The sequence below is a fragment of the Arthrobacter sp. MDT2-3 genome, from assembly GCF_059090465.1.
In genome coordinates this window covers 344,233-358,549 of record NZ_JBNHFS010000005.1, presented here as the reverse complement: position 1 = coordinate 358,549, position 14,317 = coordinate 344,233, and the positions used below count along the sequence as shown (strand labels likewise).

Sequence of the window (14,317 nt, the reverse complement as noted above, 5' to 3'; positions counted from 1 at the left end):
TTCGCTCTGAGACGGCATGGGAAGCCCGCTTCGCGACAGACTGGCGGTCCCGCCGGTACGCTGCGGCACGGACGGCGCCGGTGATGGCCCGGTCCCCGGCTCCGTCGAGGGTCCCGGTATCGGCGGCGATTTCCTCGTCCACGGCGGCCCGGTCCTCGGCGGACAGGCAGGCTGTTTCTTTTACGACCAGGGTGGCTCGCCACTCGTTCAGCTGCCCGGACTCGAGAGCGGCGAGGGTGTGGGGCATCTCGGTGACCAGGGCTTTCCCCAAGCCCAGCAGCCTGCCGCCCCTGACAGGGGACTCCCGGCGGGCGAAGGCGATTTCCGCTCCCACCCCGGCAGCCGGGACATCCGCTGCGGCCTGTTCTTGTCTCCTCGCGAGGCCGTAGGCCACAGCGATCCTGGCCTGCTTTGCAGCGGCGGCCCCCTTCAGATCCTCCAGTTCACGCAGCTGGTCAATCATTCCCGCACTATCAGGCGCGGGACGGATGGATGCCACGGTGCGCACGGCATCAGCAACCCGGGGACCACGGGAACTTCCCTTTGCTTGAGTCGCTTCCTGACCCCGGGTTGCCGACGACCGTGTTGCTCCCATGGCCAAAGTCTTCCAGCCGGGCGCGGCAAAAACAGATGCCCGAGGAGCTATGTGGATAACTTTCGCCGCGCCCGCAGCCGTAGCCGCAGCACCAGCCAGCGCCCCGCCACACCGGTGGCCAGGACCGCCGTCATGGTGAGCACCGAGGCCGGTGGAAGGGTGAAGGCCAACAAAAGGCAGGCCAGGAAACCCACTGCGTTGAGCCACCTGGGTGCGTACCCGGGGTGCGATGCCAGCGTGTAGGCGGAGGCGTTGGCCACCGCGTAGTACAGGAGCACGCCGAAACTTGAAAAGCCCACCACAGTCATGACGTCGGTGGTCAGCAGGAGCAGGATAACGACCGCAGCAACGGCGACTTCGGCAGCGTACGGAACAAAGTGCTTTCCGCCCACCCGGGCCAGCTGCCGGGGAAGGTCCCGTTCGCGTGCCATGGCCAAAGCGGTGCGTCCCACGCCGGTAATGAGGGCAAGGAGCGCTCCGAGGCACGCAGCCGCCGCCCCCGCCTGCACCAACGGCGCACCGGCTGCCAGCCGTGACTGCAGGACCGCTTCCAGCAGCGGGGTGTGTGTACCCGCCAATTCTCCGCCGGGAAGGTGGTTGAGCAGCAGCAGTGCCAGTGCCAGGTAAATGACGAAGGCGGCAGACAGTGCGGCCAGGATGGCCTTCGGGATGGAGCGGGACGGGTCCTTGACTTCCTCGCCCAGCGTGGCAATCCGGGCGTAACCTGCGAAGGCGAAGAACAGCAGTCCGGTAGCTGGCAACACACCCCCGGGTCCGCCCGAGGAAGCCGTCAGAGGTCCTTCCGCTGCCGGGTGCGGCCCCACAATCGCCGCAACGGCCACAAACACCAGGGTGGCCAGCACCACGCACAGCAGGATGCGGGTCAGCAGTGCCGTCCGGGTGATTCCCAGCAAGTTGACTGCGGTCAACGCCACCACCGCCGCGATGGCCACCGGCACTGCATAGGCACCGGCAACATAACTGCCGAATGTCAGCGCCATCGCTGCGCACGAGGCGGTTTTTCCGGTGACGAAGCCCCAACCGGCGAGGAACCCCGGCCACTCACCGAGCTGTTTGCGGCCGTAGACGTACGTCCCTCCGCTGGTGGGATACTTCGCTGCCAGGGCAGCTGATGCGACCGCGTTGCAGTACGCAACGCCCCCGGCAATGACCACCGATAGGACCAGCAAATTTCCCGCCAACGCGGCGGCGGGGGAGAAGACCACGAACACTCCCGCGCCCAGCATGGAGCCAAGGCCGATAACGGTGGCATCGAAGGTGCCAAGCCTTCGATGCAGTTGCTGGTGCGCGCTCATGCGGTGACAGTCCCTTTGCAGCGGGTAAACTCGAACGGAATCGTTCCCCGGACGATCCTATTTAACTTTCCGTATGACTTCCCGTGTTACCCCGCAGAAAGGCGTGCTGTGCTGCGCACACATGACCTCGGATCCCTTCGTTCCGAGCACATTGGACAAACCGTAACCCTCGCTGGCTGGGTGGGCCGCCGTCGTGATCACGGTGGTGTGGCTTTCGTGGACCTGCGCGACGCTTCCGGCGTGGCACAGGTTGTGGTCCGCGAGGAAGAAGTTTTCCACGGCCTGCGCAACGAGTATGTCCTGCAGGTCACCGGCACCGTCTCCAAGCGGCCTGAGGGTAATGAGAACCCGGCGCTGGCCACCGGCGGGATCGAGGTCATGGCGGACAAGGTGGTCATCCTCAACACCTCCGAGCCGCTCCCGTTCCAGATCGACGAGCACGTTGAGGTGGGCGAGGAAGCACGCCTGAAGCACCGCTACCTGGACCTGCGCCGGCCCGGCCCCGCCCGCAACCTCCGGCTGCGGTCCGAGGCAAACCGCGTGGCCCGTGAGCTGCTGCACCAGGATGGCTTCGTGGAGGTTGAAACCCCCACTCTGACCCGTTCGACGCCGGAAGGCGCCCGGGACTTCGTGGTCCCCGCCCGCCTGGCCCCGGGTTCGTGGTACGCCCTGCCGCAGTCACCGCAGCTTTTCAAGCAACTCCTGCAGGTGGGCGGCTTCGAGAAGTACTACCAGATCGCCCGCTGCTACCGCGACGAGGACTTCCGCGCCGACCGCCAGCCGGAATTCACCCAGCTGGACATTGAAGCCAGCTTCGTGGACCAGGACGACATCATTGCCCTCGGCGAAAACATCGTCAAGGCACTGTGGAAGCTGATCGACGTCGAGATCCCGACGCCTATCCAGCGCATCACCTACGCGGACGCCATGGCCCGGTACGGCTCGGACAAGCCCGACCTCCGCTTCGGCGTGGAGCTGACCGAGCTCACTGAGTTCTTCAAGGACACCAACTTCGGTGTCTTCAAGGCCCCGTATGTGGGCGCCGTGGTGATGCCGGGCGGTGCCTCCCAGCCCCGCCGCACGCTGGACGGCTGGCAGGAATTCGCCAAGCAGCGCGGGCACAAGGGCCTTGCCTATGTCCTGTTCAAGGAAGACGGCGAGCTCGCCGGCCCGGTTGCCAAGAACCTGACCGACACCGAGCGCGCAGGCCTCGCGGATGCCGTGGGCGCCAAGCCCGGCGACTGCATCTTCTTCGCGGCCGGCGAGAAGTCAGCCGCCCGCGCCCTTCTCGGTGCTGCCCGCGTCGAAATCGGGCACCGCACCGGCCTGATCGACCCCAAGGCCTGGGCTTTCTGCTGGGTAGTGGACGCGCCCATGTTCGAACCCGCCGCAGCAGCGGTGGCGTCCGGGGATGTGGCCGTCGGGGCCGGCAAGTGGACGGCTGTGCACCACGCTTTCACTTCACCCAAGCCCGAGTTCCTGGACACGTTCGACCAGGATCCGGAGTCCGCCCTGTCCTACGCCTACGACATCGTCTGCAACGGCAATGAAATCGGCGGCGGTTCCATCCGTATCCACGAGCGCGATGTCCAGGAACGCGTCTTCGAACTGATGGGCCTCGACCGCGAGGATGCCCAGACCAAGTTTGGCTTCCTGCTGGAGGGTTTCAAGTACGGCGCCCCTCCGCACGGCGGCATCGCCTTCGGCTGGGACCGTGTGGTGGCATTGCTGGCCGGCGTGGAGTCCATCCGCGACGTTATTGCCTTCCCAAAGACCGGCAACGGTTACGATCCCCTGACGGCGGCCCCGGCCCCGATCACGCCGCAGCAGCGCAAGGAAGCCGGCGTGGACTTCAAGCCGGAGGCCAAACCGGGAGAAGGCAAGTAAAGCACCACTGATCCAACTGAAGGCTCTCCCTGGAAGGGAGGGCCTTCAGGCTTTTACGCAGACAGGAGTCCTTGTGGCCCACAGCCTCCCCGGTCACCAAACCCGCGCCTTCGAAACGCTCATGGATGCTGCCTGGCCCGCCGTCGAGCGTTACGACACGGGGGAGTGGGTCCTCCGGGCTGCCGCCGGGGTCACCCAGCGAGCCAACTCGGTGTGGCCGCGGGAGTCCGCCGCGGAGCCCCGGGCCGCGCTGCGCGAGGCGGTTCAGTGGTACCGGAAGCGGCGTCTTCCCCTGATCTTCCAGATAACGGATACACCTGCCAACGCCGCGCTGAACGACCATTTGGACGAGCAGGGCTTCACCCGGCAGTCCGAGACGCTCGTTATGGCCCGGCCGGCTGGTGTTGACCCTCCGAGTCCGGCGGCAGCTGGGAGGGTTGAGTTCCGAGACCAGCCGGAAGAGGAATGGCTGGACCTTTGGTGGCGCGTGGACGGCCGGGGCGGCCAGGCCGAACGGGAGATTGCGAGAACCATATTGGCCGGGTGCCCGTCCCTCTACGCCTTAGTGAGGGATGACGACGGCGTGCCGGCCGCTGTCGGGCGCCTCGCCCTGGTGGAGGGAACCGGCGGCATCTACTGCATGGCAACCCCGCCGTCCCACCGGAGGCGCGGCTACGCTTCGGCGGTGCTGCAGGCGCTCCTGTCCGAAGGGGACGCCCGCGGCCTTACCAGCACCTGGTTGCTGGTCACGGCGGCCAACGAAGCAGCCCAGCAGCTGTACCGTCAGGCCGGGTTCGAGGAGTCGGGCCGCTACCTCTACCGCCAGCAGCGGCCCCGGCGCGCCCTGACGGGCTGCTGAAGCGTTAGCGCCAGTCCAGCGGCCGTTCCGTCCGGTTTCAGACACGGAGCCTACGCGGGCGGGTCGCTGACCTGGATCCGAACCGAGCAGGCGTCCGCTGCCGCCTTCTTCAGCACAGCGGCCTTGGGGTCCGGAACGTCAAGGCAGGCCAGGCGGGGCAGCCCGGCATAGTCCTTCAGGGCCGGGTGGTCGAGGACAAAGCCCGCCAACGCCCGGTCGCCGCCGGGAACCATATACTCAAACGGCTCACCGCTGAATACCCGGCGGGCCTGTTCGGCTACAGCGTCCACGAGTGCGTCCGCCTGGTTGGACCGCCGCCGCGCGAACCGTTGCTGGGACTGGCCGCCCGCGGCGGTCCGGGACTGCACGTAGGTGGAGCCGACCTTCGAAGCCAAGGGCACGCCCTCACTGACCACCGCAACCCCGTAACCTCCACGCCGGACCAGCAGAAGGCCGAGCCGGCGTGGCTGTGACGCGAGGGAGGCGAGCCGTTCCAGCGCGTCGGCGCCGCGGCCCGGCCTGCCGTCGATGGGCCAGGGCGCCTGCAGGAGCGCTTCGGCGCCGTCACCAGCAAGAAGGTGCAGGCCGTCGTCGTCATCCCGCATCTGGAACCCGCCGTGCGCCGCGCCGAACCTCTCCGTCCAGCCGGGCAGGCGGCTGCCCGTGACGTAGGCCGTGCGGACGGAGGGCTGCCGCTGCCCGCCGGCGGAGGTACGTGCGGACATGCTGGCATCCTTCGCTGAGCGGCTGCGGCTTCAGGGGAAGCCATGGGTGAACTGGAAGTAGCCTATCTATGTGGAAGATCTCTTTGGGCACGGGCCCGGCAATGATGACGACGACGGTCCCGTTGCCGCCGACAGCACCGTCTCCAGCGGGAGCGCAAAGCCGCGGAGCCCGCTCGCCGTGCGGATGCGCCCACGGACGGTCGATGAGGTTGTAGGTCAGCAGCACCTGCTGGGCCAGGGCTCGCCCCTGAGGCAACTCGCCGCGGGAGCGGATGCGGCCGGGCCGGCAGGGCCCAGCTCGCTGATCCTGTGGGGTCCTCCCGGAACCGGGAAGACCACGCTCGCGCACGTGATCGCCAGGGGACCGGGACGGAAGTTCGTGGAACTTTCGGCCATTACGGCCGGGGTGAAGGACGTGCGACGCGTGATGGATGAGGCCCTGACGGCACGCGACCTGTACAAAACCACCACCGTCCTGTTCCTCGATGAGATCCACCGCTTCAACAAGGCCCAGCAGGATGCCCTGTTGCCCGGCGTCGAAAACCGCTGGGTGGTACTGGTGGCGGCCACAACCGAGAACCCGTCGTTTTCCGTGGTGTCGCCGCTCCTGTCCCGCTCCCTGCTGCTGACCCTCAAGCCGCTAACTGACGCCGACATCGAAGGGCTGCTGGAGCGGGCGGTTGCGGACGCCCGTGGCCTGGCGGGGAAGGTGGAGCTCGCCGACGAAGCCCTGGCGCACCTTGTCCGGCTCTCCGGCGGCGATGCCCGGCGTGCCTTGACGGCGCTGGAGGCGGCGGCGGGTGTTGCGTTCGGGGACGCGGACGACGCCGGCGAGGGCCTGGTGAAGGTGGAGCTGAAGCACACCGAGCGCGCGCTGGATGTTGCCGCTGTCCGCTACGACCGGGCCGGCGACCAGCACTATGACGTGGCCAGTGCCTTCATCAAGTCCATCCGCGGATCCGATGTGGACGCCGCCCTGCACTACCTGGCGCGGATGCTCGAAGCGGGGGAGGACCCGCGGTTCGTTGCCCGCCGGATTGTGATCTCGGCCGCCGAGGATGTGGGGATGGCTGATCCCACTGCCCTGCAGACGGCCGTGGCCGCAGCCCAGGCCGTGCAACTCATCGGCATGCCCGAGGGGCGGATCATCCTGGCCGAAGCCGTGGTGCACCTGGCCACGGCGCCAAAGTCCAACGCCGCGTACATGGGCATCAACAAGGCCATCTCCGATGTGCGGGCAGGGCTGGGGAACGGCATCCCCTCCCACCTCCGGGACGCGCACTACCCGGGTTCCAAGCAGCTGGGCCACGGCCTTGGCTACAAGTACGCCCACGACGCTCCCCACGGAGTAGCCACCCAGCAGTACCCGCCCGATGACCTGGTGGGAAGGGACTACTACCAGCCCACCGCCAACGGCGCAGAGCGGGACATTGCTGTGCGGCTGGAACGGCTGCGGAAGATCGTCCGGGGCCAGTAGGCGCCGTGGTAGGATAGATGTTTGTCTGGCAAGGCGCGGACGCACAATCTCCCCAATTTTACGTTGAGAAGGTTATGCCTGCGCCCAGTAGCAAAAGGCAGCGGTTGGCCGATGCTCTCCATCGTGGAGGCCAGTAACACTGACACACCGCAGATATTGGAAGGACACAAGTGGCTAACAACACTCGTGCTCGCCGTCAGGCCCGCCTCTCGCGGTCCCTCGGCATCGCTCTGACCCCCAAGGCCGCCAAGTACATGGAGCGCCGCCCGTACGGCCCCGGTGAGCATGGCCGTGCCCGCAAGAAGCAGGACTCCGACTACGCCGTACGTCTGCGCGAAAAGCAGCGCCTGCGCGCCCAGTACGGCATCCGCGAAGCACAGATGACCCGTGCCTTCGAAGAAGCCCGCCGGACCAAGGGCCTGACCGGTGAAAACCTCATCGAACTGCTCGAAATGCGTCTTGACGCCCTGGTCCTGCGTGCCGGCTTCGCGCGCACCATCGCCCAGGCCCGCCAGCTGGTTGTGCACCGCCATATCATGGTTGACGGCGTCCGCGTTGACCGCCCGTCGTTCCGCGTCGGCGAGGGCCAGCTGGTCCACGTCCACAGCCGCAGCGAAACCATGGTTCCGCTCCAGGTTGCAGCAGCAGGCGCCCACCGCGACGTCCTGCCCGCCGTTCCGGCATACCTGGACGTCAAGCTGGAAGCCCTCCAGGCACGCCTGGTCCGCCGTCCCAAGCGCTCCGAGGTCCCCGTGACCTGCGAAGAGCAGCTGGTCGTCGAATTCTACGCACGCTAAATTCCAGCAGCGTATCCAAAGAAGCCCGTGGCAAGCGCCGCGGGCTTCTTTGTATGTAAGGTACTTGGGGGACATCTGCGGGAATGCGCTTCACGACGCATCCGCCAGGTGGAACGAACCACAGAATTTCGAGGAGATGAACGTCTATGTCTGGTGGCGATATTGCCGGCCTGATCGCTGCCGGAGTGTTTGCGCTCCTGGTGTTGCTGCTTGCCGTGCCCATCCTGAAGCTGGGCAAAGTCCTTGACGAGGTCCGCACCTCCATCAGGTCCCTGAGCGACGGTGCCACGCCCCTGATGGACGAGGTCACGGCCACCGTGTCCACCACCAACCAGCAGCTGAAGAAGGTGGATGGGATCTCCTCCAACGTCTCTGACGCGTCAGCGAACTTGTCGGCACTGTCCTCGCTGGTGGCCGCCACCGTTGGTTCGCCGCTCATCAAGGTGGCAGCGTTCAGCTACGGCGTCCGCACCGCGCTGGCCAACCGCAAGAAACCCGCTGCCGGCCGCCGTAGCCGCTGAACTCCGGAGAACTTTAAATGAAACGACTTGTCTGGATGGGAATCGGCGTGGCGATCGGAGTCATCGCCTTCCGCAAAGTCACCGAAGCACAGGCCACCATGCAGTCCACGCTTGGGCCGCAGGGCCTTAACCGGGCTGTGGGCCGGCTGGCCGACGGGGTCTACGACTTCGCGGACGCTATCCGGGACGGAATGCGTGAACGGGAAACAGACCTCCGCGCCGCCCTCGGCGTGGACTCCGGAGAACTGGTCCGCCGCTGACCCGGCAGGCCGCAGCCCGGCCACGGCACCTCAGAACCAACCGGCAGCAACCGTGCCTACGGAACTGCCAAGCGAACGAACTTCCGCGCATGTGCGCGGACCAAGAAGGGTAAGTAAACAGCTCATGAAGTCGCAGGAGATCACTAAGCGCTGGGTGGACTTTTTTGTCAGCAAGGGCCACACCGCGGTCCCCTCCGCATCGCTGGTCTCCAGCGACCCCTCGCTGCTGTTCACGGTTGCCGGCATGGTTCCGTTCATTCCGTACCTCACGGCGCGCGAAGAACCGCCCTACTCCCGCGCCACGAGCGTGCAGAAGTGCATCCGCACCGGTGACATCGAGGAAGTGGGTAAGACCGCACGGCACGGCACCTTCTTCCAGATGTGCGGAAACTTTTCCTTTGGCGATTACTTCAAGGAAGACGCCATCAAGTTCGCCTGGGAACTGCTCACCACGAGCGTGGACGACGGCGGCTACGGCCTCGCGCCCGAACTGCTGTGGGTGACGGTTTACGAAGAGGACGACGAAGCCAAGGAACTCTGGCTGAAGAACACCGGCGTTCCGGCCGAGCGCATCCAGAAAATGGGCAAGTCCGACAACTACTGGCACACTGGCCAGCCAGGTCCGGCCGGTCCGTGCTCGGAGATCTACTACGACCGCGGCCCCGCATATGGCGTGGAGGGCGGCCCGCTGGCTGACGAGACCCGGTACATCGAGATCTGGAACCTCGTGTTTATGCAGTACCAGATCGAAAACGTCCGTTCCAAGGAAGACTTCGATGTTGTGGGCGAACTGCCCAAGCGCAACATCGATACGGGCCTTGGCATGGAGCGCCTGGCCATGATCCTCCAGGGCGTCGAGAACATGTACGAGACCGACCAGGTCCGTCCCGTCATCGACAAAGCTGCCGAGCTCTCCGGCAAGGAATACACGTCCGCTGAAACACCGGATGATCCGCACCACACGGATGACGTGCGTATGCGCGTGGTGGGCGATCACATCCGCTCGGCACTGATGCTGATCTCCGACGGAGTGACCCCCTCCAACGAGGGCCGCGGCTACGTCCTGCGCCGGCTCATCCGCCGTGCGGTGCGTTCGATGCGCCTCCTGGGCGTGGAGCAGGCCTGCCTGCCGGAGCTGCTGCCGGCCTCGCGGGACGCCATGAAGGGTGTCTACCCGGTGGTGGACACCGACTTTGCGCGCATCAGCCGCATCGCCTACGCCGAAGAAAAGGCGTTCCTGCGCACCATCGCCTCCGGCACCGCCCGCCTTGAGGATGCCGTCAAGGAATCCAAGGCTGCCAACAAGCCGCTTTCCGGCGCCGATGCCTTCGCCCTGCACGACACCTATGGCTTCCCCATCGATCTCACGCTTGAAATGGCCGAGGAGGCCGGGCTCCAGGTGGATGAGGCAGCCTTCCGCAGCCTCATGCAGGAGCAGCGCAAGCGCGCCCAGGCTGACGCGAAGGGCAAGAAGGGCGGCCACGCTGACCTGAGTGCCTTCCAGGAGATTCTGGCCCAGGGCGAGACGGTCTTCACTGGTTACACGGAGCTCGACGGCGAATCCCGCGTCCGGGGCATCCTCACCGGAGGACAGCCGGTGCAGCAGGCTTCCACGGGTGACGAGATCGAGCTCGTGCTCTCCGAGACCCCGTTCTACGCAGAGGCAGGCGGCCAGGCCGCCGACACCGGCCTGATTACCGGTGACGGGTTCGTCGTCGAGGTCCTCGACGTCCAGCGGCCCCTCAAGGGCCTGAGCGTCCACAAGGCGATTGTCCGGGAAGGCGAAATCGGCGCAGACTCGGTGGTGCGTGCCGCCGTCGACCGCGAACGCCGCCACGCTGCCGAGCAGGCACACACGGGCACGCACATCGTGCACGCCGCACTGCACCAGATCCTGGGGCCGGAAGCCACCCAGCGCGGGTCCTACAACAAGGCCGGCTACTTGCGCTTCGACTTCGCCTGGGGCGAGGGCCTGAGCACCGCCACCCGTTCGGAGATTGAAGAGGTCTCCAACCTCGCCATCCGGAACAACTACGCTGTGGAGACCAAGGTGATGGGACTGGCGGAGGCCAAGGCCCTGGGCGCCATGGCCCTCTTCGGGGAGAACTACGGCAGCGAAGTCCGCGTGGTGGAGATCGACGGCGCGTGGTCCCGTGAGCTCTGCGGCGGAACACACGTGGCCAACACCTCGCTGATCGGCAGCCTCTCGCTCCTGGGCGAACAGTCAGTCGGCTCCGGAAACCGGCGCGTTGAGGCCTTTGTTGGCATGGATGCATTCCGCCACCTTGCCGCCGAGCGTGCCCTGGTGACCGAGCTGACCGACCTGCTCAAGGTTCCCTCCGGCCAGCTGGCCGACAGAATCGCCGCCACCCTCGCCAAGCTCAAGGCTACCGAGAAGGAGCTCGACAGGCTCCGCAAGGAACAACTGGCTGCTTCCGCCGCCCAGCTCGTCAACAGCGCCAAGGATGCCTCCGGGGTCAGCGTGATTGCGCACGACGCCGGGCAGGTCAGTGGCGCGGACGACCTCCGCGGCCTGGCTCTGGACCTGCGGAACCGCTTGGGTTCCGCTGCCGCTACGGTGGCTGTTGCCGGCGTCGCGAATGACCGCCCCATGGTCCTGGTCGCCACGAACGAGGCCGCACGGGAAGCCGGCGTTAAGGCAGGTGCCTTGGTACGGCTCGCCGCAGGCATCCTCGGCGGCGGTGGTGGTGGCAAGGACGACGTCGCCCAGGGCGGCGGGACGGACGCCGGTAAGGTGGCCCCGGCCCTCGCAGCCGTCGTGGACGCCATTTCAGGGCGATAAACCTCCTATGACCAATCCAACAGCGGCCGGCGGCAGCCCCCAGGGCATCAAACTGGGGGTTGACGTCGGCACGGTCCGGGTGGGGGTGGCCATCTGCGACCGCGACTCAATTCTGGCCACGCCGTACAAGACGCTGGACCGGAACGCGAAGAAAAACTCGGACGTCCGGGTCATCGCCAACCTGGTCGAGGAACTTGGCGCCGTGCAGGTCATCGTGGGCCTGCCCCGGACCATGAAGGGCGAAGAGCACGCGTCGGCCAGGATGGCCACCGAATACGCCGAGCTGCTGGCCGCAGAGCTGGCAACACGGGCCCTGGCAGTGCCGGTGAACCTGGTGGACGAGCGCTTGAGCAGCGTTACAGCGCACCGCAACCTCCATGCTGCTGGCATGAGCAGCCGGGATCACCGTAAAGTAGTTGATCAGGTCGCGGCGGCAGGTATCCTTCAGCACGCCCTCGACATGCAGAAAGCCAGGGGATCGGATGTCGGTCGACGCGTGACCGCGCCCTCCCCTTCCGTGGACCCGGGGGTCGGCGGGGTGGATGAGCCCGTCCGCGCCACTCCTGACACGGACCGATCTTCAGATGGAAGGCAACAGTGAGTCCTGCCAATATTGACGACGCTTCCGGCCCCTTGGATGCCGGGGCGGCGCGGCCGCTGACCCGCAAGGAACTCCGGGCGCGCGAAAAGACCTCTGACACCGGACTCCAGGGCGCCGTGCCCGAGCAGGCCTACGAAACGGGGCACGAGGTTCCGCCGCCGCCTTCTGAGCCTCCGGCCGCTGCGGGGTCACCGGTTCCTTCGACCCCTGAAGAACACTCGATTCCGGCCGCTCCGCAGGCACCGCCGTCCATCCAGGACGCTCGTGATGAGCCGCAGCCCCCGCAGGGCGATGTTCCTTACCACGACGTGCACGCTTCCTACCCTGAGCCTGCCCTCGCCGGCCACCACCATTCAGCAGGTGGGCACTACGAAGACGATGCCCAATATGCGGAGGGGCACCACTACCAGGAGGGTGTGCAGCACGACGATGCCCTCCATCACGAGGGGCACTATGACCACGGGCAGTACGACGATGCGCACCACGAGGCGGGGCATCACGAGTTCCTGCCCGGCGCTGCGGCAGCGCCCGTAGTGGCTAAGCCATCGAAGAAGGTCCGCCGCCGCCGGCGGTTGCTGGCGCTGTTCCTCACGCTTGCGGTATTCGTTACGGCCGTCGCCGTCGGCGCCCAGTTCTTGAAGCCATTGTTGGGCAATGACAAGCCCAGCGACTACCCCGGCCCGGGTTCGGGTGAGGTGATGGTGACGGTCGAGAACGGGGAAGGCACCCGTTCCGTAGCCACCAAATTGGAGGGTGAGCAGGTCGTGGCGAATTCCGACACGTTCCTCCAGGAATTCAACGCCTCCGGCGGGGTATTGGCGCCGGGGGACTACACCTTCAAGACGCAGATGAAGAACTCCGATGCCGTCAACGTCCTGCTTGGCAAGGACCAGGCGAAAGTGATCTACTTCGCCCTGAGCGCCGGCCTGCGTATCGGTGAGTCGTTGCAGGCCATCTCGGAAGGTTCCGGCATTTCCATCCAGGATCTGCAGGCCCTCAGTAACCAGCCGGCACAGTTCGGCCTGCCCGCAACGGCCAAGAACCTGGAAGGGTACCTGGCCCCGGGCGAGCACCGTTACCCCCTGGGCACACCGGCAAAGGACATCCTCCAATCTCTGGTCAAGATCACCGTTGACGAGCTGGAGGCTCAAGGGATCACTGATCCTGCCAAGCAGTATGAGGCTGTCATAGTAGCCAGCATCGTTCAGGCAGAAGGAGGCCAGGCAGAATACGGGGACGTAGCCGGGGCCATCTACAACCGCCTCAAGCCCAATGACCAGACCAACGGGTTCCTGCAGGTGGATTCGGCTGTCACGTACGGACTGGGTACGAAGAGTTACAACTTCACGGAAGAACAGCGCCAGGACAAGTCCAACCCGTACAACACCTACGCGAATCCGGGCCTGCCCCCGGGGCCGATCGGTTCACCGGGAAAGACAGCCATTGATGCTGCCGCCAAGCCCAAGTCCAACGACTTCCTGTATTGGGTTACCATCAACCTGGACACCAAGGAAACGAAGTTCTCCCGCACCCTGGCTGAACATAACGGCTACGTTGAGCAGTACAACGCCTGGTGCATGGCGAACGTCGGCCGCTGCACATGAGCCTGCGGGCAGCCGTCCTGGGCCACCCCATCAGCCATTCGAAGTCTCCGGCACTGCATCATGCGGCGTACAGCCGGCTCGGCATCGGCATCAGCTACACGGCCATCGACGTCACTGAACAACTGCTGCCGTCGCTGATGCGCCAGATCCGCAACCAGCCGGGCTGGCGCGGCCTTTCGGTCACCATGCCTTTGAAGACCGCCATGGTCGGCGAGGTGGACGAGGTCCGCGGCGTGGCCCGGACCCTCGGTGTAGTGAACACCGTGTGCTTCGAGGAGCACGGGGACGGTTCCCATGCCGTCGGGTTCAATACCGACGTCACAGGAATCGTCAATGCGGTCCGGCACGCCGGCGCCCGCACGCCTGCGGCCCCCGTCATCCTCGGCGGGGGCGGCACAGCGGCCGCGGCCGTTGCAGCCCTGTCTGAGCTCGGAGCCGGCTCCGCCCGGATCTTCGTCCGTGACCCGGCACGCACGGCAGAAGTACGCGCCGCAGCAGAAGGCCTGGGCCTTTCCCTGGTGATCCGCCCACTCACGGAGGCCGCGAAACCAACGGCCGCTGCCGACGTCGTCATCTCCACGCTGCCACCGCGCGCGGCTGACGGGCTGGCAGCCGAAGTCGCGGCGTTGAAGACCTCCACGCCCGGCGTTTTGCTGGATGTGGCCTACGATCCCTGGCCCAGCCTGATCGCGTCCGTGTGGGAGGCCGGCGGCGGCGCCGTGGTGCCCGGCCTCGAAATGCTGCTGTACCAAGCGGTGGAACAGGTACGACTGTTCAGCCGCCTCGAAGAGGAAGTTAACGCATCCGTCATAGATGTGATGTGTGACGCAGTCGGCCTTCCCCGACGGGCGTTGTAACCGCCATACGTGGCA

General features: G+C 66.2%; 12 protein-coding genes and 1 pseudogene. 10 read left to right on the top strand and 3 right to left on the bottom strand.

The features are described 5' to 3' along the window. Positions 1 to 595, bottom strand: a pseudogene (locus AC5RUQ_RS16730) (HNH endonuclease); the annotation flags it as partial. Between the two features lie 47 nt (positions 596 to 642). Continuing rightward, positions 643 to 1,911 (bottom strand): APC family permease, encoded by a 1,269-nt coding sequence (locus AC5RUQ_RS16725; protein ID WP_493948436.1) that lies wholly within the window; start codon positions 1,909 to 1,911, stop codon positions 643 to 645. A 108-nt stretch (positions 1,912 to 2,019) separates the two neighbouring features. On the opposite strand from AC5RUQ_RS16725, the gene aspS reads away from it, so the two are divergent. Together aspS and AC5RUQ_RS16715 are read left to right on the top strand one after the other, a co-directional pair. Next, a complete protein-coding gene (aspS, locus tag AC5RUQ_RS16720) occupies positions 2,020 to 3,798 on the top strand; it encodes an aspartate--tRNA ligase (RefSeq protein ID WP_493948435.1) in 1,779 nt (592 codons plus the stop codon). A gap of 73 nt (positions 3,799 to 3,871) precedes the next feature. After that, positions 3,872 to 4,657 carry a GNAT family N-acetyltransferase gene (locus AC5RUQ_RS16715; RefSeq protein WP_493948434.1) on the top strand — a complete coding sequence of 262 codons (786 nt, stop codon included), beginning with the start codon at positions 3,872 to 3,874 and terminating at the stop codon, positions 4,655 to 4,657. 50 nt (positions 4,658 to 4,707) lie between these two features. On the opposite strand, the gene AC5RUQ_RS16710 is transcribed toward AC5RUQ_RS16715, so the two are convergent. Beyond that, positions 4,708 to 5,382, bottom strand: a complete 675-nt coding sequence (locus AC5RUQ_RS16710) for an acVLRF1 family peptidyl-tRNA hydrolase (protein ID WP_493948433.1) — start codon at positions 5,380 to 5,382, stop codon at positions 4,708 to 4,710. A 70-nt stretch (positions 5,383 to 5,452) separates the two neighbouring features. Here AC5RUQ_RS16710 and AC5RUQ_RS16705 point away from each other — a divergent pair, with 70 nt between their 5' ends. From AC5RUQ_RS16705 to AC5RUQ_RS16670, 8 genes are all read left to right on the top strand, one after another. After that, positions 5,453 to 6,859, top strand: coding sequence for a replication-associated recombination protein A (locus AC5RUQ_RS16705; RefSeq protein ID WP_493948432.1), 1,407 nt, complete (start codon positions 5,453 to 5,455; stop codon positions 6,857 to 6,859). Positions 6,860 to 7,029: 170 nt separating this feature from the next. Further along, positions 7,030 to 7,656 (top strand): 30S ribosomal protein S4, encoded by a 627-nt coding sequence (gene rpsD, locus AC5RUQ_RS16700; RefSeq protein ID WP_066276228.1) that lies wholly within the window; start codon positions 7,030 to 7,032, stop codon positions 7,654 to 7,656. 146 nt (positions 7,657 to 7,802) lie between these two features. Next, the gene (locus AC5RUQ_RS16695; protein WP_050054932.1) at positions 7,803 to 8,177 is read left to right on the top strand and encodes a DUF948 domain-containing protein; all 375 of its coding nucleotides are present in this window, start codon (positions 7,803 to 7,805) and stop codon (positions 8,175 to 8,177) included. Between the two features lie 17 nt (positions 8,178 to 8,194). Then, positions 8,195 to 8,437 carry a hypothetical protein gene (locus AC5RUQ_RS16690; RefSeq protein ID WP_240341793.1) on the top strand — a complete coding sequence of 81 codons (243 nt, stop codon included), beginning with the start codon at positions 8,195 to 8,197 and terminating at the stop codon, positions 8,435 to 8,437. Positions 8,438 to 8,561: 124 nt separating this feature from the next. Next, the gene (gene alaS / locus AC5RUQ_RS16685; protein ID WP_493948431.1) at positions 8,562 to 11,240 is read left to right on the top strand and encodes an alanine--tRNA ligase; all 2,679 of its coding nucleotides are present in this window, start codon (positions 8,562 to 8,564) and stop codon (positions 11,238 to 11,240) included. A gap of 7 nt (positions 11,241 to 11,247) precedes the next feature. Next, positions 11,248 to 11,841, top strand: a complete 594-nt coding sequence (gene ruvX / locus AC5RUQ_RS16680) for a Holliday junction resolvase RuvX (RefSeq protein ID WP_493948430.1) — start codon at positions 11,248 to 11,250, stop codon at positions 11,839 to 11,841. Next, complete coding sequence (gene mltG, locus AC5RUQ_RS16675; RefSeq protein ID WP_493948429.1) at positions 11,838 to 13,445, top strand: endolytic transglycosylase MltG; 1,608 nt, start codon at positions 11,838 to 11,840, stop codon at positions 13,443 to 13,445. Before ruvX ends, mltG begins: the two co-directional genes overlap by 4 nt. Beyond that, positions 13,442 to 14,302 (top strand): shikimate dehydrogenase, encoded by an 861-nt coding sequence (locus tag AC5RUQ_RS16670; protein WP_493948428.1) that lies wholly within the window; start codon positions 13,442 to 13,444, stop codon positions 14,300 to 14,302. Before mltG ends, AC5RUQ_RS16670 begins: the two co-directional genes overlap by 4 nt. The last annotated feature ends 15 nt before the right edge of the window (positions 14,303 to 14,317 follow it).